The 17,737-nt window shown below is 64.2% G+C and carries 18 protein-coding genes; 8 read left to right on the top strand and 10 right to left on the bottom strand.

The window, feature by feature from the left end:
* Nucleotides 1-159: 159 nt before the first annotated feature.
* Together ACJH7A_RS22845 and ACJH7A_RS22840 are read left to right on the top strand one after the other, a co-directional pair.
* A complete protein-coding gene (locus ACJH7A_RS22845) occupies nt 160-624 on the top strand; it encodes a hypothetical protein (protein ID WP_406802758.1) in 465 nt (154 codons plus the stop codon).
* Nucleotides 625-815: 191 nt separating this feature from the next.
* A complete protein-coding gene (locus ACJH7A_RS22840) occupies nt 816-1,268 on the top strand; it encodes a twin-arginine translocation pathway signal (protein ID WP_244872830.1) in 453 nt (150 codons plus the stop codon).
* A 90-nt stretch (nt 1,269-1,358) separates the two neighbouring features.
* On the opposite strand, the gene ACJH7A_RS22835 is transcribed toward ACJH7A_RS22840, so the two are convergent.
* Nucleotides 1,359-2,282, bottom strand: a complete 924-nt coding sequence (locus tag ACJH7A_RS22835) for an alpha/beta hydrolase (RefSeq protein ID WP_346416841.1) — start codon at nt 2,280-2,282, stop codon at nt 1,359-1,361.
* Nucleotides 2,279-3,118 carry an IclR family transcriptional regulator gene (locus ACJH7A_RS22830; protein ID WP_212806426.1) on the bottom strand — a complete coding sequence of 280 codons (840 nt, stop codon included), beginning with the start codon at nt 3,116-3,118 and terminating at the stop codon, nt 2,279-2,281. Before ACJH7A_RS22830 ends, ACJH7A_RS22835 begins: the two co-directional genes overlap by 4 nt.
* Nucleotides 3,119-3,328: 210 nt before the next feature.
* Here ACJH7A_RS22830 and ACJH7A_RS22825 point away from each other — a divergent pair, with 210 nt between their 5' ends.
* The gene (locus tag ACJH7A_RS22825; RefSeq protein ID WP_406802757.1) at nt 3,329-3,709 is read left to right on the top strand and encodes a hypothetical protein; all 381 of its coding nucleotides are present in this window, start codon (nt 3,329-3,331) and stop codon (nt 3,707-3,709) included.
* A 40-nt stretch (nt 3,710-3,749) separates the two neighbouring features.
* On the opposite strand, the gene ACJH7A_RS22820 is transcribed toward ACJH7A_RS22825, so the two are convergent.
* The 4 genes from ACJH7A_RS22820 to ACJH7A_RS22805 are packed head-to-tail and all read right to left on the bottom strand — an operon-like array spanning nt 3,750 to nt 6,763.
* Nucleotides 3,750-4,265 (bottom strand): nuclear transport factor 2 family protein, encoded by a 516-nt coding sequence (locus ACJH7A_RS22820; RefSeq protein ID WP_406802756.1) that lies wholly within the window; start codon nt 4,263-4,265, stop codon nt 3,750-3,752.
* Nucleotides 4,262-5,110, bottom strand: coding sequence for an LLM class F420-dependent oxidoreductase (locus ACJH7A_RS22815; RefSeq protein WP_318984228.1), 849 nt, complete (start codon nt 5,108-5,110; stop codon nt 4,262-4,264). The genes ACJH7A_RS22820 and ACJH7A_RS22815 overlap by 4 nt, the downstream gene beginning before the upstream one ends.
* Nucleotide 5,111: 1 nt before the next feature.
* Nucleotides 5,112-5,906, bottom strand: a complete 795-nt coding sequence (locus tag ACJH7A_RS22810) for an SDR family NAD(P)-dependent oxidoreductase (RefSeq protein ID WP_406802755.1) — start codon at nt 5,904-5,906, stop codon at nt 5,112-5,114.
* A gap of 20 nt (nt 5,907-5,926) precedes the next feature.
* Nucleotides 5,927-6,763 carry a mycofactocin-coupled SDR family oxidoreductase gene (locus tag ACJH7A_RS22805; protein ID WP_406802754.1) on the bottom strand — a complete coding sequence of 279 codons (837 nt, stop codon included), beginning with the start codon at nt 6,761-6,763 and terminating at the stop codon, nt 5,927-5,929.
* A 204-nt stretch (nt 6,764-6,967) separates the two neighbouring features.
* Here ACJH7A_RS22805 and ACJH7A_RS22800 point away from each other — a divergent pair, with 204 nt between their 5' ends.
* Together ACJH7A_RS22800 and ACJH7A_RS22795 are read left to right on the top strand one after the other, a co-directional pair.
* Nucleotides 6,968-8,047: a ferredoxin--NADP reductase gene (locus tag ACJH7A_RS22800; protein WP_212806431.1), complete on the top strand. Its 1,080-nt coding sequence runs from the start codon at nt 6,968-6,970 to the stop codon at nt 8,045-8,047.
* 108 nt (nt 8,048-8,155) lie between these two features.
* On the top strand, nt 8,156-9,337 hold the full coding sequence (locus ACJH7A_RS22795; RefSeq protein ID WP_212806432.1) for an acyl-CoA dehydrogenase family protein: 1,182 nt from the start codon (nt 8,156-8,158) through the stop codon (nt 9,335-9,337).
* Between the two features lie 144 nt (nt 9,338-9,481).
* Here ACJH7A_RS22795 and ACJH7A_RS22790 read toward each other — a convergent pair whose 3' ends face one another.
* Nucleotides 9,482-9,895, bottom strand: coding sequence for a hypothetical protein (locus tag ACJH7A_RS22790; RefSeq protein WP_371824471.1), 414 nt, complete (start codon nt 9,893-9,895; stop codon nt 9,482-9,484).
* Nucleotides 9,896-10,146: 251 nt separating this feature from the next.
* Between ACJH7A_RS22790 and ACJH7A_RS22785 the strand changes: the two genes are divergently transcribed.
* Nucleotides 10,147-10,965, top strand: coding sequence for an IclR family transcriptional regulator (locus ACJH7A_RS22785; protein WP_212814723.1), 819 nt, complete (start codon nt 10,147-10,149; stop codon nt 10,963-10,965).
* Here ACJH7A_RS22785 and ACJH7A_RS22780 read toward each other — a convergent pair.
* Entirely contained in the window at nt 10,926-12,137 is a 1,212-nt protein-coding gene (locus tag ACJH7A_RS22780; RefSeq protein ID WP_212806434.1) for an NADH:flavin oxidoreductase, read from the bottom strand. The two genes, ACJH7A_RS22785 and ACJH7A_RS22780, sit on opposite strands and share 40 nt — an antisense overlap.
* Nucleotides 12,138-12,620: 483 nt before the next feature.
* On the opposite strand from ACJH7A_RS22780, the gene ACJH7A_RS22775 reads away from it, so the two are divergent.
* Entirely contained in the window at nt 12,621-13,226 is a 606-nt protein-coding gene (locus tag ACJH7A_RS22775) for a Dabb family protein (protein WP_346416875.1), read from the top strand.
* A gap of 8 nt (nt 13,227-13,234) precedes the next feature.
* Here the strand turns inward: ACJH7A_RS22775 and ACJH7A_RS22770 are convergent, their stop codons facing one another.
* The gene (locus tag ACJH7A_RS22770) at nt 13,235-14,122 is read right to left on the bottom strand and encodes an SDR family NAD(P)-dependent oxidoreductase (protein WP_212806435.1); all 888 of its coding nucleotides are present in this window, start codon (nt 14,120-14,122) and stop codon (nt 13,235-13,237) included.
* Nucleotides 14,119-16,041, bottom strand: coding sequence for an NAD(P)/FAD-dependent oxidoreductase (locus ACJH7A_RS22765; protein ID WP_212806436.1), 1,923 nt, complete (start codon nt 16,039-16,041; stop codon nt 14,119-14,121). Before ACJH7A_RS22765 ends, ACJH7A_RS22770 begins: the two co-directional genes overlap by 4 nt.
* 103 nt (nt 16,042-16,144) lie before the next feature.
* On the opposite strand from ACJH7A_RS22765, the gene ACJH7A_RS22760 reads away from it, so the two are divergent.
* A complete protein-coding gene (locus tag ACJH7A_RS22760) occupies nt 16,145-17,731 on the top strand; it encodes an acyl-CoA synthetase (protein ID WP_212806437.1) in 1,587 nt (528 codons plus the stop codon).
* The last annotated feature ends 6 nt before the right edge of the window (nt 17,732-17,737 follow it).

The following is a 17,737-nucleotide window of genomic DNA, read 5'->3' as shown; positions in this document are numbered from 1 at the left end:
GGCACCGACACGGCCTGAACATCTCCGCCCACCTCAGCCCCGTCCCCGAATTCCCACCACCCCAGGGGACTTAGCCCCGCTGATGCCGAAACCGGTACACCGCAGGAGTCGTCGACGGGGCGATGGCGGCGGTTGCGCCGCCCAAAGTTGAAGACGGTATTGGCCACTGTCGCCGTCCTGGCAAGTGTCGCAGCACTGGCGGCGACCGGCTACATGCTCCACTACCACCGTCAGCTCGACAACGAGGTGCAGCGGAAGGCGGAATTCACTTCCGCCGCCTCGCAGGCGGTCGTCACGCTGATGTCGATCGACGGCACCAAGGCCGAGGACAACGTCCAGCAGATCCTCGCCAATTCCACCGGACAGTTTCGCGATGATTTCCAGGCCGATGCAAAGGATTTCGTCCAGGTCGCCCGCGAGTCAAAGGCGGCGACAAAGGCCACGGTGCGCAGCGCGGCCGTGGAATCGATGACGCCGAATTCTGCTGTGGTCCTCGTAACCGCCGCGACAACGGTGAGCAACACGGCGGGGACCAACCAACAACCACGCAACTGGCGCCTCAGTGTCACCATGTTCAGAGACGGAGCGCAGCTCAAGATGTCGAAAGTCGAGTTCGTGCCATGACCACAGAAGCGGCAGCACCCACCGCCGACGACACCACTCCCGAGGACGTCGAAAGTGATCAGCCCGACGAAGCATCCTCGGTCGCTGACGAGCAACACGTCGACGTATCGGGGGACCAAACCACGTCAAACCCGCGCCGTTCGAAGCCACTGACCCGCCGGCTTGCGGGCCGGTGGCGGTCCATCGCCGTCATGAGCCTCATGCTGGCGTGCGCCGGCACCGCGGGAGCGACGTACCTCACCACTTATCGCAATGACCGCGCCAGCGCCGAGGCCGAAACCCAGGTTGCCAAAGCCGCATCCGAAGGTGCCGTGGCGTTACTGTCCTATGCGCCGGCAAGTTTGGATCACGACCTGGCAGCCGCGCGCTCGCACCTCACCGGCGGGTTCCTGACGTACTACAGCCAGTTCGCCGACCAGTTCGTCGCGCCGGCCGCCAAACAGAAGGACATTCACGCTGTCGCGTCGGTCGTCCGTGCCGCCACAATCGACGCACACGCAGACAGCGCACACGTCCTGATCTTCCTGAACCAAACCACCACCAGTCGTGAAAATCCCGAACCGACGCAGTCGGCCAGCAGCGTGAAGGTCGGACTCACGAAAAACAATGGGGTCTGGCGTATTTCGTCATTTGATCCGATCTAGTCGTCATCGGCATGAGGGATAGCCGTTCAGAATGCGCACAGAACCGGGCGCACTGATCGAGAGTGCGCCCGGTTCGGTATCCAAACGCCACTAGCGACAAAGCAACTCGCCCAGCGCGCGGCTTGCCTGTCGACGGGCGGCATGCGCGATGTCGAACATGGGCATCGTCATGAAGCCATGTATGCCGCCCGCGAAGAACAACTGCTGAACGGTACCGCCGGCATCCCGCAGTGCATCTGCGTACGCCAGTCCCTCATCTTTGAGCGGATCGCAACCGGCGACCACCATGACGGCCGGAGGCAATCCTTCGAGACGACCGCACAGCGGGGATGCGTACGGATGGCCGCGATCACTTTGCTCGGGAACGTATTGATCCCAATACCATTGCAGCGCTTCACGCGGGTTGTAGTAGCCCGCTCCGAACCGACGGTAGGAGTCGGTGTCGAACTGCGCGGCGATCACCGGGTACAGCAGCATCTGCGCGGCGATGGACAGCTCGCCGCGATCACGCGCCATCAGTGCGACCACGGCAGCGAGATTTCCGCCCGCGCTGTCGCCTCCTATCGCAACTCGTTGGACATCGGCACCGAGGTCACCCGCGTGTTCGGACACCCAGCGGGTCACCGCATACACGTCCTCGGCAGCCGTAGGCCACCGGTGCTCTGGAGCCAATCGGTATGCGACCGAAACGATCACCGCCGGAATGAGATTCGCCAGATTCCTGCACAGTCCGTCGTGGCTGTCCAGATCGCAGAAGACGAAGCCGCCACCGTGCGCGTACACCAGAACCGGCAGCGGTCCGGACGCTTCCGGCCGGTAGATCCGGACATCCACATGACCACCGTCGACCGACACCCGGTCATCCCAGACGACGGCGACCGATTCGGGCTGCGGGTTCGGCACGAACCGCGCGCGAATCGCGGCCCTGGCCTCGGCGCCGGTCATCGTGGATACCTTGGGAAATCCCCCATCGAGAGCCTCGATCAGGTCCGCCACTTGTGGATCGAGGCTCATGCGGGCCGCATCGCAGACGCGCGCAGCTCCGCGTTGTGCGCGGTAAGACCGCCCCGCAGGGGGCGCACGAGCGTGGGCGTGGCATGCTCGCGGACGCTTTCGGCGTTGCGCCATACCGCCGTGGCGGTCATCCGCACGGGCGTCACCAACCGCCGGTCGAACGTCATCTTTGACATGGGGCCACACACGGACACCGCGGCCACGGCTTCGCCCACGGGTCCGATCGGTGCTGCGACGCAGCCGAACCCGCGAAGAGACTCTTCCCTCTCAGTGGCCACACCGTGGGCGCGGACCCTGTCCAGTTCGGCAGCGAGCTGGGCACTCGTGGCGACCGAGTACCGGGTTCGTCGTTTCGCGAGGTCAACGTCAGCAGAGTCGCGATAGGCCAGGATCGCCTTACCGACGGCGGTACATTGGGCGGGTTGGCGGCCGCCGACCCGTGTCGGGATCGCAGCTCGCACCTCGTCGCCGATCTTCTCCAGGTATACGACGTCAGAGCCGTCCAATATGGCGAGATGCACCACCAACCCGGTGGCCCGGTGCAGATCACGCAGGAGCGGAATGGCAGCCCGGTGGATTCGGTCCTGTTGCAGCGCAAGGTTTCCCAGCTCCACGAGACGCACGCCGAGCTCGTAATCGAACCCGTCACGACTCAGCCAGCGCAGGTTCACCAGGCGCTCGAGCATGCGGTGCGCGGACGAGCGGGGCAGCCCGGTGCGACGAACTATCTGCGCCAAGGTGAGACTTCCCGACCCATCGAACGCGTCCAACACCAGGGAAACCCGATCAATCACGTTGCTAGGCATCTCGGCAGCCATATCGACGGTCAGCGTCATCGAAACCCTCCAGGCTCATCGCTCGAATAGTCAAAATAGGAATAGCGAGTTTTTTACCATATGCTGTGGTCGCTGTCACATACCGATCTGTGGCCGCCGGCGACCTCGCCGCCGCGGCTGGTTCCGCTCACCGGTCGGCCACGTATCGCCGGATTCCCTGAACTCGGTAGAGCTGAATCGGAAGAACACATCAACGACCTCGGGAGCCCCATGCGCAAGCAACTGCTGCTGGCCATCGCCGCCGGCGCGCTCACCCTTGGCCCGCCGCCCGTGGCGACCGCTGACACCTCTGCCTCGTGCGAGGACGCCTACTGCACGCCCGGCATCTCCCCCGGGGTGGTGTTGGGAGCCCCCTGTGGCGACACGTCGCATTTCGTTTTCGGCACCACGTCATGGGGCCGACTCGTGTTCTGCGGCTCTCCGCGGCGATATGAACCGCGCTATTTTCGCTCGCCACCGATGCGGGGTATCAAGGTCGAGGGCTCACCCTGCCCTCAATTCGTCAACGACGTCGCCCAGGCGCCGGACGGGTTGTTCTTGAGCTGCGTTGCTGTCGACGGGGCCACCCGCTGGGTGCAAGGCGATCTTTGACCCGCGCAGGGCGACGCAACCTCCCGACACCGGAGCCGGTCTACCCCCGTTCGTGCGTCGGTGGCGACACGCCGTCCAGACCGGCTCCGAGCAGTGTGCGAACAAATAGGTCACCATCGAGGAGCCTGCTCGTCCGTGCGGTGATCTGCCACTTGCCCGCAATCCTGTTGAGTACGAAATGATTTGCGGTGGCACGCCAGACTCGGTAATGGTCGTCGCCGCTGGAGTCTGAACCGCTCTGGCGCAGCAGTACCAGCGATTCGCAGACGGCCACTGCGGCGTCGCCGTCCAAGGCGATCACAGCAGGTCCCAGGAAGTGACAACACCCCTGAGCGACGAGGTCCTGGTGTGACGGGGAGCTGACCATGTCATGTACCCCCTGACGGCCCGTCATCTGCCAGCCTTCTACGTCGTAGGTTCCGCCGACAGCCCACAGCCGCGCGGCTCGGTCGGCGTCGCCCGAATCGACTGAAGGACCGTACGTGGCAATGATTTTCGCGATCTCCAGCTGATCTTCGAGTTGCCGCAGACGTGACAAGACCTCGGCTTCGGTCATACTTCCTTCTCCAATTCATGCAAACGGACCAACTGATCGCAGTAGTGCGACGCACTGTTTGCCCGGACCACGCAGCTGATGGCCGTGGCCCCGGCGTCGCGCAGGACTTCCAATTGGGCGCGCGTGCCGGCCGGATCACCCTCTGGGTCAACCACAGTGGACAGCACCACCTCAAAACCCGGCTGACGTTCGACGATGGCCAACATGTCAGATACGTCATGCGGATCAAGCCCGAAAGGCATCCATCCGTCCGCATGACGTACTGCCCGTCGCAGTGACGCCGCACCGCGTCCGCCGACCCACAGTGGGACCTGCCGCTGTTCAGCGTGCGGCAGCACAGTCATGCCCTGGAAGTCATAAAACCGTCCATGGTATTGCGGTATCGCACTGGACAGCGATGCTCGAAGAGCGCAAATCGCGTCATCCGCGCGTGCGGCCCGCTGCGCCCACGACGCATCCAACAGCGCGAATTCCTCTTCCAGAGAGCCGATTCCGACTCCGAGTATCAGTCGCCCCGCGCTCACCCGATCGAGGGTGCCGTAGCGTTTCACGATCTCCAACGGATGGTGGTATCCGAGGACCAGCACCGCAGTGGCCATCCTGATTCGGCTGGTGTGCGCGGCAAGATAACCCAAGGTGGCCAGCGGATCCCAATACACCGCACCACGGTTGGCGACATCCGCAGACGGAACGGCAATGTGTTCCGAGCACGTCAGATACTCGAAACCCAATTCGTCAGCAGCGGAAGCAATCTGAACCAGATCCTCGATGCCGGCGGTGGATTCCCAGTCGCTGGCGATTCCGGGCTGCTGCACCACTACCGGCGTGGACAAACCCAACCGCACGTCAATGTGCCCCGGCAATCAGGGCTCTGATCGCCTCATGCGATTCCAGCACCACCCGCGATCTGTCCGGGGCACTGTTGGCTTCTGCGCGGCCCACGTTACCGCCCGCCACCCAGACCGGCCCATCGGCAAGGTGTGCGAGACCTTCTGCGGCGACGTCAGCGGGCTCGTTGACCAGGATGCCGGGCGCATCGAAATTGAGGCCGATTCGCTCCATCGCCGGCGTCCGCGTGACACCGAGCACCAATTCCAATACATCCACATTGTGTTCGCGCAGTTCCAGCCAGAGGCTCTCGGCGAAAATCCGGGAAAAAGCCTTGGCGCCAGCATAAATCGTGTGCCTCCACGCGCCCATGTAGCCGGCAAGCGATCCGACGAGCATGATGCCTCCGCGGCCACGAGCCGCCATCGGACGGCCGTAGTACTGGACCAATTCGAGCATGCGCGTGACATTGAGGTCGGTGACCTTTTGAAACTCGCGGAGGTCGGTCTCCAAGAACAGCTCGTTGCACGTGCTCGCGCCTGCGTTATAGATCAACAATCCCACTTCGAGGTCGGCGGTGCCCTCGCAAATCCGGGCAACCGATTGTGGATCGAGGAGGTCAGCGGACTCCACGCGAACCTCGACGCCGATTTCGCGGCAGCGTGCCGCGGTCTCCTCGAGCGGCCCCGGTTTGCGCGCGATCAGTACCAGGTTCAAACCCGCCCGCGCCAGCTGCACGGCGAATTCGGCTCCCACGCCCTCTGATCCACCGGCAATAACTGCCCACGGTCCGTACTTGGCAACATCGATCATCGTGAATCCTTTTGTCGGAGTTATCTTTGCGTGGCGCCCGCGTCAACGGGCAACGTGATCGCGGTGACGTAGCGAGCCTCGTCGGAGGCCAGGAACAGCGCCGCATTTGCGACGTCGATCGCTTCAACCCACGGGATGGACAGGAGGTTCATCCGTCGCGCGGCTTCGGCGAACTCGTCCCGCGTGGGAGGTCGGTCCAGGTCCGGACGGAAAGCAGTCCGGACGACGTCGTTCTGGATGAGCGGGGTATCGACGTTGGTGGGCAGAATGCAATTCACGCGGACGGCGTGCGGCGCCAGGTCGTGCGCGAAGCTGCGCATCAGTCCGATCACCCCGTGCTTGGCGGCGGTGTAGTGGCCTACCCCGATAAGGCCGCGCACGCCGGCGATTGAGCTCGTCAGCACCATGGCGCCGCCACCGCGTGCAATCAGGTGTTCGGCGCCGGCCCTGCAGGTGTGCCACACTCCGGTCAGATTGACGTCGAGCATGGTGCGCCAGGCGTTTTCACCGAGATCGATGGTCATCGCACGGGACGTGATTCCGGCCGTCGCGCAGACAATGTCGAGTCCACCGAACACATCGGCGCCCCGGTCGGTCGCGGCCTGCATCCCCTTGAGGTCGCGGACGTCGACGATCTCGGTGTGGATCCGGCCGCCGGCCCGTGCGACCAGCCTGGCCGTCTCCTCGAGGTCGGCCGGAGTGCTGAAGGGAACCGAGACGGTCTCGACAGGCCCGCACAGGTCGAGCCCGATGATGTCGGCGCCCTCCTGGGCGAACCGCACCGCTTGGGCGCGGCCGATTCCGCGCGCAGCACCCGTGATGACTGCGACTTTGCCTGCGAGCCGCAGCGCACTCATGCGCTTCTCCCCGTCACACTGCGTGCCCACAGGTCTCGGCGTCGTTTGAATCAGGCTTCGATCTCCTGCTCACACCTGCAACGGTAGGTACCGCCTCCAAGCCGAATCTTCGGCGATTCCCGGTGATCGGAAACCAATGCAGGGATCCCGCTCATCGGAGAGACCGGTTGGGTGCGTGCCTTTGTCGTCCCAGACTTTCAGCACATGAACGATGTCGAAGCCGGCACCGAAATCGTCAGCGCAGGCCGAGGTGTATTGCTAGCGGTAGCCGATGTCGTTGAGGAGACTCCCGACGCTCGGTCGTTGGTGTTCACGGTCCCCGAACAGCTGCGCGACCGCTTCACCTACCGTCCAGGGCAATTCCTGACCCTGCGCGTACCGAGCGATCAGACCGGCTCGGTGGCCCGGTGCTACTCGTTGGCGAGTTCCCCGCACACCGATTCCGAACTGAAGGTCACGATCAAGCGAACTGTGGGCGGATACGGGTCGAACTGGTTGTGCGACAACATTTCTGCTGGCGAAACCATCGAAGTGCTACCGCCGGCCGGAGTCTTCACACCGTCCTCGCTCGACACCGACTTTCTGTTGTGGGCCGCCGGAAGCGGTATCACCCCTGTGATGTCGATCCTCAAATCAGCGATGGCATCCGGTTCCGGACGAGTGGTGCTGTGCTACGCCAACCGTGACGAGCGTTCGGTGATCTTCGCGGCTGAGCTCCGCGAACTGGCTGCGCGTTACGCCGGTCGCTTGACGGTATTGCACTGGTTGGAGTCGGTGCAGGGGTTGCCGACTCGCGCGCAGCTGACCGGATTTGCGCGCACCGTCTTTTCCGGGTCCGCGACCTTCGAATCGTTCATCTGCGGTCCTGCCGCGTTCATGTCGGTCGTCAAGGAGGCCCTGAGCGAAGCCGGGGTGCCACGTGAGCGCATCCATCTCGAGGTGTTCCAGTCCCTCTCGAGCGACCCGTTTGCCAATGAGATGAGTTCCGCAGCAGATCATTCCGATAGCGGAGACGCTGCAACGGTACGGATCGACCTTGACGGCGCGAGCCACCGATTGCGATGGCCGCGTCGCGCAACACTGGTCGACACGATGATCGCGGCAGACCTCGACGTGCCCTACTCGTGCCGAGAAGGCCAGTGCGGATCGTGCGCGGCGACCGTGCTCGGTGGCCAAGTCGACATGGCAGCCTCCGAAGTACTGCAAGCAGAGGACCTCGCCGACGGTCTGATCTTGGCCTGCCAGGCCACACCAATATCAGACGAACTGCACATCAAGTTTTAGAAAAACCTCTGCTCCACAACATTTTCCGCTCACCGGGAACGGTTCTCACCAACGGAAATTCCACCGACGGACCATCAGTGGCAGCCATTGAAACGATAGGACGACAAGATGACCGACCGGGTAATCGACCGGGTGCGCGAGATCGCCGACCAACTGCGCGCCCAGGGCCCCGAGGCAGAACGGGCCGGGCAGCTCACCGACGAGACGGTCAAATTGATGAAGTTGGCGGGCAACATTCGACTGCTGCAGCCGAAGGCCCACGGCGGACTGCAAGTCCACCCGCGTGAATTCGCCGAGACCGTGATGGCCACCGCCGCACTGGATCCGTCCGCGGGTTGGATCAACGGCGTCGTCGGCGTCCATCCGTATCAGCTCGCTTACGCAGACCCACGAGTCGCGTCCGAAATCTGGGCTGACGATGTCGACACCTGGGTCGCCTCCCCTTACGCGCCACAGGGCGTCGCCACGCCAGTCGACGGTGGCTACATCTTCAACGGCCGCTGGCAGTTCAGCTCGGGCACCGACCATTGCGAGTGGATCATCCTGGGCGCCATGCTCGGTGACGCCGAGGGCAAGCCCGTCATGCCGCCGCAGATGCTGCACATGATCCTGCCCCGCAGCGACTACGAGATCGTCCAGGACTCCTGGAACGTGGTGGGCCTGCGCGGCACCGGCTCCAAGGACGTCATCGTCAAGGACGCCTTCGTCCCCACCTACCGCACCATGGACGCGATGAAGGTCATGGACGGCACCGCCCAACGCGAGGCCGGGATGACCGAGACGCTGTACCTGATGCCGTGGTCGACCATGTTCCCGCTGGGCATCTCGTCGGCCGTCATCGGCATCGCCGAAGGCGCCCTGGCCGCCGCACTCGATTACCAACGCGAGCGCGTGAACTCCAGCGGAGTCTCGATCAAAGATGACCCCTACGTCATGTATGCCATCGGTGAGGCCGCCGCCGACATCAACGCCGCCCGGCAGGAGCTGCTGGCCAATGTCGACCGGATGTACGACATGGTCGCCGCCGGCACGGAAGTGTCGTTCGAGGACCGCGCGGCCGGCAGGCGCACCCAGGTGCGAGCCGTATGGCGCGCCGTCTCGGCGGTCGATGAAGTATTCGCGCGATGCGGGGGCAACGCCGCGCGGATGGACAAGCCGCTGCAACGGTATTGGCGGGATGTGCACGTCGGCCAGGCGCACGCCATCCACGTACCGGGCACGGTCTACCACGCCTCGGCCCTGAGTTCCCTCGGCGTGGACCCGCAGGGCCCGCTGCGGGCGATGATCTGACAGGAGAACACCCGTGGGATTGATCAAGAGCCTCAGCTACTGGGGCTATCCGTGGGTCACCGATCTACCTAAGGCGATACGTCCGTAGCTTGTACGGTTTACTCGCGGGCCGCGCGCCGTAGCCACCGAGTAGCAGCTTCCGAATTACATCTGCACGAGGTCGAACGGATAGGTCAATGTGCCCGCGGGCGCTCCATCGCAGCCGGTGGCGAACGATGATGACAGTGTGCCGGACATGGTGTTCGGATCCCACGAATAGGTATCCCGGGTCGGTATCACAGGCCCGTAATAGACATCCCCGCAACGCAATCCATCCGGCACATCAACGGTGAGCGTCAGCCGTCCGTCGTGACGATGCGCGTCGCCCTGGTAGGGAAAGGCCTTCGCCACCGGTTGTGGAATCGCCTGAACGTGAACGCAGTCGCCCTGACAACTCGACAGCGCCCATAGCCAGGTGTGAAAGTCATGCCGGCCGGAGATTCTGACTTCGAAGTTCCCGTGGCGGATATCCGCGTGCGCCAGCGGCATCGCCGTCCATGCGGCGGCGACCAACGCCATGGCCGAGATGGTTGATTTCATACCTGCCCTTGCCGACGCGCCTGCCGGATCAGACGCCACCGGCAGCACCGGCCAGACGTGGCTGTGATCCCTTTACCAGCAAGAAGTTACGGGGCACCGGTCCCGGGATGGGACGAATATCCGCTGAGCGGGCACCCTTCGAACCCAAACCACAGTGTGTGACAGCGCGCACACCATATGGTAAAAATAGTCATAGTCCTTTTTTGACTATCGACCTCTGGGAGCGCCTCATGACAACGACCGTCGTGAACCGCGGCGAAACGCCGATCGCCGCCATTGACCGGATGTCCCTGGTGCTGGATGCCTTCGACGGCAAGACACCGCTGACGATGGTGCAGATCGTGCACCGCACCGGTCTTCCGCGTTCATCTGTGCACCGCATGCTCGAGCGACTCGTGCACCTGCGCTGGCTCCGACGGGAAGGTTTCGACTACGAACTCGGGACCCGCTTGGTCGAACTGGGGTCGCTGGCCCTGCATCAGGGCCGCATTCACCAGGCCGCGCTGCCCCTCCTGCGCAGTCTGCAGCGGGCCACGGGCTTGGTAGTACATCTGGCTGTCCTCGACGGCTCCGACGTCATCTGTCTCGAGAGAATCGGCGATCACCTGACTGATCTCGTCCACACCTCGGTCGGCAATCGCGTACCGGCGCACTGTACTGCGCTGGGAAAGGCCATCCTCGCCGAAAGCGACTGCACGGAAGTCGATTTCAGCAGCCGCCAAACTCGTTTCTCGATTACCGGCACCCAGCAAGTGGCGGTCGAACTGGCGAAGACCCGCGAACGTGGCGTGGCGTTCGACCGCGAGGAATCACTACTGGGGATCGGCTGCGTGGCGGCAGCCATCGGACTGCCCGGTCAGCCGCTCGCTGCGGTATCCGTGTGCGGGCCGATCGACCGGATCACGCTGGATCAGCGGCTGGCGGCGCCGGTTCGAATCACCGCGTCCCGCATCTGGCGCAACATGGAATTCGGCCCGCACCAAGGTGGTTCCCGGTCGCTGCAGGCAGTTCACCGCCGGTCGTCGGTGAGCCGCTGGGCGACTCCGTAGCGTTGTTCGGGGTCGAGGACGCAATGGGTGCGCCCGAACACGGTCACCATGCACTTGTTGTTGTGGGTGCAACGGCTGCGTGAATCCGGCTCCGTGACCATGGTGTTCACCCGGTCGGGTTCACGAAGCAGCGCCCGCCCCATGGCGAAGAAATCGAACCCTTCCCGCATGCCGGTCTCGATGTGTTCACGGTTGGTAATGCCACCCAACAGAACGAGTTTGGTGTTCTTCATCAGCGGGACGAATTGCCGAGCGGCGTCGAGCATGTACAAGTCCCGGTAGGGGTACCTGCCCATCGCTTGCTTGCCGAACAGTCGGATGGCGGGGCGCAGCGCGGCGGGCATCACTTTCGAAAACTCTTTGGCCGGCACATCGCCACGGAACAGATACATCGGTTTGTAGACCGAGGAACCTTGGGTCAGCTCGATGGCGTCAAGCGTGGCGTCGGCATCGAGGAGTTGTGCCGTGCGCAGTGCTTCGTCGATCCAGATGCTGCCGGGGAAACCGTCATCCATGTCCAGCTTGGCGATCACCGCGACCTGGCCGCCGATAACTGTCCGGACGTGTTCAGCGATCTCACGAACCAGTCGAGACCGGTTGTCGATCGACCCACCGTACCCATCTGTGCGGCGGTTGATGAGCGGACTCAGGAATGAGCTGGGCAGGTACAGGTGGCCGAAATGAAGCTCGACCGCGTCGAAACCGGCATCCACCGCGATGCGGGCGGCTGCCCCGAACTGCCGGATGACGGTCTGGATTTCCGCGACGCTGATCGCGCGGCAGTACGCGAAAGACGTCGGGTTGATGAACCTGCTCGGCGCCACCGCGGTAACACCGGTGAGCTTCTTGGGCGCCACCACCCCGGCGTGCCCCAGTTGAGCCGAAATTGCCGCTCCGCGAGTATGTACGGCGTCGGTCAACCGGCGCAGGCCCGGCAACGTAGCTGCACTCATGACGATCTGTCCCGGCGCGCTCGCGGCTTCGGCAGAGACGCAACAGTACGCGACGGTGGTCATCCCCACGCCGCCGTCGGCGAAGGCACGGTGAAAGGCGATCAAATCATCGGTGACCGCGCCGTCGGGCGAGCGCCCCTCCGAGGTCGCCGCCTTGATGATTCGGTTCCGCAGCACCACCGGTCCGAGCTGCGCAGGTTCAAAGGGATTGTCGCCCATGGGATCACCATTGCCGCCCATCACCGAGGAGCAAAGATCCGTTCCCGGTAACCGGGAAGAGGCGGACCGCGCAACGCCCTCTGCGCCTAGCCTCTACCCATGGACGAAGTGTTCGTCATCGACCGCGTGGTCACCGCACCCGGGTGTGCCCAGAAATTCATCGACGCCTATCTCGCCGGATACGCCCCCGGCGCCATCGAGCGCGGTATGACCATGTGGGACATTCTGGTCAGTCCACCGATCTGGTTCGACGACCGAACCAACGTCGTCACCATCACCTGGTCCCTGCCCAGCCCGCAGGCGTGGTGGCAGATGACATGGCAGGGTCGCGGCGATCCGACACTGGCACAGTGGTGGGACAGCGTGGCCGGCCTCATTGTCGAACGCAACCGCAGCGTGGCCGCGTCTCCCGAAAACGTGGCCCCCGCAGGTGATGTCGTTGCGCGGCAACCACAACCGGCAGCAGAGGGTGCCACCGTCGGCGTGACGCGCCTGATCGACGTCGACGAATCCGATCGGGTACGAATCCTGGAGAACTTGCGCGCGGCAGCCCACGACAGCGGCGCACTCGCGTATGTGGTGGAACCGACGCTGTCGGGCTCACGCAATGGTGGCGACATCCTGGTCCATCTACGCTTCGCAGACCAGGCTTCCTGGCGGCAAAGCACTTTCGACAACATTCTGGCCGATCCGGCGATCATGCACGTCAACGGCGCGACTTATCGCGGAACCCCGACACGCAGCGGTAGCGGCACCGTGTACCGCGCACTACTGCTGCGTGTCGACCCCGGCGTCGACGCCGACACCATTGCCGACTTCGAACGCGAATTGGCTTCGATGCCAAGATATGTTTCGACCATCGCGGCGTGGCAGCTCAGTCGTGTCGACACCGCTATCGGTACCAGCCCGTGGACGCACGTGTTCGAGCAGGAATTCACCGACGTCGACGGGCTGATGGGGCCGTACCTGATGCACCCTATCCATTGGGCGGTCGTCGACCGCTGGTTCGACCCGGAAACCACCGACGTGATCATCCGAGATCGTCTGTGCCACAGCTTCTGTGAGCTGACCACGCCGGTGCTGCGCTGACGGGGCCGCTAAACCCCGGCGGGCAGGATGTTCGGATTGGCCGATGCCGGCGGTTGCAGCGGCGGCAGAACCGCGCCGCCGTCCAGCGAGTGCACCGGCAATTGTTGGGACCATGGGTAGTGCAAGCTGAACGCCACCAGACCCGTCCGCTCCGCGGCGGGCGCGTGGCACATGGCCAGCACCGTCTCTGCCAGATATTCGACCGGCTCGGTGGGAAACGATTCGGGAATGAGCGCGGCGGCGCCAGGGGTACGCACCGCAGTGGACGGACCCACACAGTTGACGGCGATGTTCGCATCGACCAACTCGGCTGCCACCCCTTGGGTGAACCGGTGCAGAGCCGCCTTGCACGATGCGTAGATGACATCGCCGGCGGTCTTGTTGTAGTCCCGATACGGCCGCGCCGGGGCCACCCCGGTAACCGAGCCGATGTTGACGATCCAGCCCGCACCCTGGCTTCTCATGTGCGGCACAACGGCTTTCGTCAGGGCGAACGGGATGCGCAGGTAGTGGTCGATTGTCCGGTCGAAGGTTGCCATCGGCATGTCCTCGACCACGGCATAGTCGGCGAAACCGGCGTTGTTGACCAAGATGTCGATGCGCCCGGTCCGTTCCAGGACCGCCTCGACAAGGCCGCCACGCGCGTCGGGGTCTTCGAGATCCGCCGGCACGCCGAAGGCCGAACCGCCGGCGTCTTCGACGAGCCGCACGGTTTCCTGGATGCTGCCCGGGATCATCTCACTCACGCCGGCGCGCACCGACGCTGACGGACCATGCCCGCGCGCGGTGACCGCGACCGTGGCCCCTTCGGCCGCCAGCCGCTGTGCGATTGCCCGTCCGATCCCCCGGCTACTGCCCGTCACGAGTGCGGTCTTACCGGCCAAGAGCCTTGTCATTGCAGGATGAAGTCTTCCTCGATGGGTGCCCGGTGCTGACGCCACAAGTCGACCAGTCGATATGGTGTGGCCACCACGACGCGCCCTGAACCGGACCGGTAGTAGGTGTGGGCGTTGGGCGTATGGCACCACACGGTGCCGCGCATCGTCTCGTCGATGCCCTCGACGTACTCGTCGTACGCATTGCGCGTGACCTCCATGGTCGGCACGCCGCGCAGCGCCATCAGCTGCAGACACTCGATGATGTAGTGCGCCAGCACCTCCATCGAGAAGTTGGCGCCCGCGCCGTGGCCTGGGCTGTAATTCGGTGCTGACGTGATGAACAGGTTGGGGAAGCCCGGGACCGTGCCACCTCGGTAGGCACGCGGACTGTCGCCCCACTCAGCGGACAACGCCCGGCCGTCGCGACCGCGGATGTCGATCGTCGACAGGAAGTCCAGGTGGTAGCCGGTGGCGTAGATGATGACGTCGAGGTCGATCTGTCGGCCGTCGTGCGTGACAATCCCATCGGCGTTCACCGCGGCCGGCTCGCTGGCTTCGACGTCGACGTGATCACGGGTCAACGCGGCATAGTAGCCGCCGGGGTCGCGGATGATCCGCTTGCCGTACGGGGCGAAATCGGGCGTGACTTTGCGGGCCAATTCTGTTCCGGCGCCGAACATCTGGTTGATGTAGTCCGTGCACATCTGCAACAGCACGTCGTTGGCGGGCGAGATCGACAAATGGTTCTTGGACCACTCCGGGTCCTGCAGGATGACCGGGTAGTTGTTGTCGGCGGTGGCCCAGTACGACTTGACCCGGTTCCACATGGCGTAGAACGGCAGCACCCGCCCCAGGTAGCGGCGATGTTCCGGGACGTCGTCGGACAACCGCTTGCGGGGAGCGACCCAATGAGGCTGCCGCTGGAACACGGTGAGGTGTTCGACCTGGTCGACGCAGGCATCGACAATCTGCACCGCGGTGCAGCCGGCACCGATGATCGCCACCTTCTTGCCCGTCAGGTCCAGCGCGGGATCCCACTGCGCCGAGTGAATGCTGATGCCGCCGAAGCTCTCCCGGCCCTCGAGATCGGGAAAGCGGGGACGATTCAGGTAGCCGGCCGCGGTTACGACGAAACTGGCATGGTCAACCGTCGTGCTTCCGTCGGCGCCGCGCGAATGAATCTGCCACTGCTGACGACTTTCATCCCACCGCAACGCCTCCACCTCGGTGCCGAACCGGATGTGCTTGCGCAGCTCGTGCTTGTCCGCGAGCGCGACGAGATAAGCCTGGTACTCGGCGCCCTGCGGGTAATAGCTGGACCATTCCGGGTTCACTTCACGCGACAGCGAGTAGTAGGCCGACGGGGTGTCAACGCCGATGCCCGGGTACGTGGTGGTCAGCCACGTACCCCCGACTTCGCTGTTGCGGTCGAAAATCTGAAACTGGACGCCCTCCTCGGCAGCCGCCAGTGCTACCGCGATGCCGGCCAACCCGGCCCCGATGATGGCCATGGAAGTGGTCTGGGGAATCGGCACCGTGCGCGGCAGCGTAGGTTGCGACGGGCGGAAACCACCCTGCTCGATCAGCAGGTCGACGAATTCGTCATCTACCGGACCGCCCACCGCCAGCGGCAGCACCCGGGTGAACAGGTCGCGGTCTGCGCCGGCCGCGTCCTCGGGCCGGAAGTCGACGAGCGCAGTGCTGATCTCGCCGACCAGCGCGTGCATGGTTTCGGGATCGGTGGTCCCCGCCCGCTCAGGCGGGTCCTGCACGTGATCGATCTTGGGGGCGTACCGATCGACGACCGATGCATCGCCGGTCATCTGTGCGAGCACAGCGACGAGGACACCGGGATCTGCCTGCATCAGGTGTGCACGCAGGGCGTCAGGGTCAGCAGCGCTGGCTACAGGTGAGGACGATTCGGTCGCGGCGGTCATGCAATCGAGTATCGAAGGGACCGCCCTTTCGCCGCCGCTGCTTTGACCTCTGAGCGGGATACGATCCTGCGAGCAACTCGGTGCGCTACATACGTTTCACCGCATGGATTCTGATGACCTGGACACCGTTATCGCCCGGGCCCGCAGCCACAGCCTCGCCGACATTCCACGCCGGGCGGCGCGCAGACAGCCGAACAAGACAGCGATCGTCGACGGCGAGGTGTCGCTGAGTTTCGCCGAGTTCGACCACCTGGTCGACCGTGCCGCTGCGGCGTTGCGCGACAACGGTCTTCGGGTCGGAGACCGGCTTGCGTTGTTGTCACGGAACTGCTGGCAGTACGCGGTACTGACATTCGCCTCGGCCCGTGCCGGCGTGGTTCTGGTCCCGATCAATTTCATGCTCACCGCCGAAGAGATCACCTACATCCTGGCGCACAGCAATGCTGCCGGGCTCATCGTCGAAGCGGACCTGGCGCCGGTGGCGGCGGACGCGCTGCGCCGCGGCACCGCAGTGCACGTCACCGCAGCGCTGGCTCCGGCCGGGCAGCAGTGTCCCTCTGGATGGCCAGATTTCGCCGATTGGCTCGCCGCCACGAGCACTGCCCCGGACCATCTTCTCGGCGACGAACAGCTCGTCCGGGTGATGTACACGAGTGGCACCGAGTCGCGGCCGAAGGGGGTGATGCACAGCAGCCGCAGCTTGATGTGGCAGTACATCAGCACCATCGTCGCCGGCTCGATGTCTGGCGACGACGTCGTCATCCATTCCCTGCCGCTGTACCACTGCGCACAGCTCGACAACTTCCTGGCCACCGCAATCTATCTCGGCGCGACAAGCATCATCCTGCCCCGCCCCGAACCCGAACTGGTCCTGCGCACCATCGAGCGCCACCACGCCACCAGTTACTTCGCGCCGCCCACTGTGTGGATCAGCCTGCTGCGCAGCTCCGTCTTCGACCAGGTCGACCTGTCCAGCCTGTGCAAGGGGTACTACGGCGCCTCACCGATGCCCACCGAAATCCTGCACGAGTTGCGTCGCCGGTTGCCGGGTCTGCGCTTGTGGAACTTCTACGGCCAGACCGAGATGGCGCCCCTGGCCTCGGCGCTCGGACCGGAGGAACAGGACGCTCACGCCGGATCGGCAGGCCGACCGGTGGTCAATGTCGAAACCACCATCCTCGACGAGACGAACACTCCCGTACCACCGGGAACCGTCGGCGAGATCGCCCACCGCAGTGCACATTTGATGCTGGGCTACCTCGACGACGCGGACAAGACCGCGGAGGCGTTCGCCGGTGGTTGGTTCCATTCCGGTGATCTCGGCTTCTACGACGAGCACGGCCTCTTGCACGTGGTGGACCGCAAGAAGGACATGATCAAGACCGGCGGGGAGAATGTCGCCAGCCGCGAAGTGGAAGAAATCCTGTACCTGCACAACGGTATCGAGGAAGCCGCCGTCTTCGGGTTGACGCACCCGCTGTGGGTCGAAGCTGTCGTCGCCACCGTGGTCCCCCGCGCCGGGATGACGCTGACCGAAGACGAAGTCCTCACCCACTGCCGTGGTCATCTCGCAGGCTTCAAAACTCCCAAACGGGTTTTCTTCGTCGATTCCCTCCCGAAGAACCCCAGCGGCAAATTGCTCAAACGCCGACTGCGTGAAGAATTCAGCCCCGAATTCGCGCAAAACTGAAGGAAC

It is taken from the genome of Mycobacterium sp. SMC-17, assembly GCF_045310915.1.
Taxonomy (GTDB): domain Bacteria; phylum Actinomycetota; class Actinomycetes; order Mycobacteriales; family Mycobacteriaceae; genus Mycobacterium.
This window is presented reverse-complemented; position numbering and strand designations above follow the sequence as displayed.

Excerpts from the sequence above, each read along its gene's own strand:
- ACJH7A_RS22840 (WP_244872830.1), top strand. The coding sequence starts at position 816 with ATGAGCCTCATGCTGGCGTGCGCCGGCACCGCGGGAGCGACGTACCTC.
- ACJH7A_RS22835 (WP_346416841.1), bottom strand. The coding sequence starts at position 2,282 with ATGAGCCTCGATCCACAAGTGGCGGACCTGATCGAGGCTCTCGATGGG.
- ACJH7A_RS22830 (WP_212806426.1), bottom strand. The coding sequence starts at position 3,118 with ATGACGCTGACCGTCGATATGGCTGCCGAGATGCCTAGCAACGTGATT.
- ACJH7A_RS22825 (WP_406802757.1), top strand. The coding sequence starts at position 3,329 with ATGCGCAAGCAACTGCTGCTGGCCATCGCCGCCGGCGCGCTCACCCTT.
- ACJH7A_RS22820 (WP_406802756.1), bottom strand. The coding sequence starts at position 4,265 with ATGACCGAAGCCGAGGTCTTGTCACGTCTGCGGCAACTCGAAGATCAG.
- ACJH7A_RS22810 (WP_406802755.1), bottom strand. The coding sequence starts at position 5,906 with ATGATCGATGTTGCCAAGTACGGACCGTGGGCAGTTATTGCCGGTGGA.
- ACJH7A_RS22805 (WP_406802754.1), bottom strand. The coding sequence starts at position 6,763 with ATGAGTGCGCTGCGGCTCGCAGGCAAAGTCGCAGTCATCACGGGTGCT.
- ACJH7A_RS22800 (WP_212806431.1), top strand. The coding sequence starts at position 6,968 with ATGAACGATGTCGAAGCCGGCACCGAAATCGTCAGCGCAGGCCGAGGT.
- ACJH7A_RS22795 (WP_212806432.1), top strand. The coding sequence starts at position 8,156 with ATGACCGACCGGGTAATCGACCGGGTGCGCGAGATCGCCGACCAACTG.
- ACJH7A_RS22790 (WP_371824471.1), bottom strand. The coding sequence starts at position 9,895 with ATGGCGTTGGTCGCCGCCGCATGGACGGCGATGCCGCTGGCGCACGCG.
- ACJH7A_RS22785 (WP_212814723.1), top strand. The coding sequence starts at position 10,147 with ATGACAACGACCGTCGTGAACCGCGGCGAAACGCCGATCGCCGCCATT.
- ACJH7A_RS22780 (WP_212806434.1), bottom strand. The coding sequence starts at position 12,137 with ATGGGCGACAATCCCTTTGAACCTGCGCAGCTCGGACCGGTGGTGCTG.
- ACJH7A_RS22770 (WP_212806435.1), bottom strand. The coding sequence starts at position 14,122 with ATGACAAGGCTCTTGGCCGGTAAGACCGCACTCGTGACGGGCAGTAGC.
- ACJH7A_RS22765 (WP_212806436.1), bottom strand. The coding sequence starts at position 16,041 with ATGACCGCCGCGACCGAATCGTCCTCACCTGTAGCCAGCGCTGCTGAC.
- ACJH7A_RS22760 (WP_212806437.1), top strand. The coding sequence starts at position 16,145 with ATGGATTCTGATGACCTGGACACCGTTATCGCCCGGGCCCGCAGCCAC.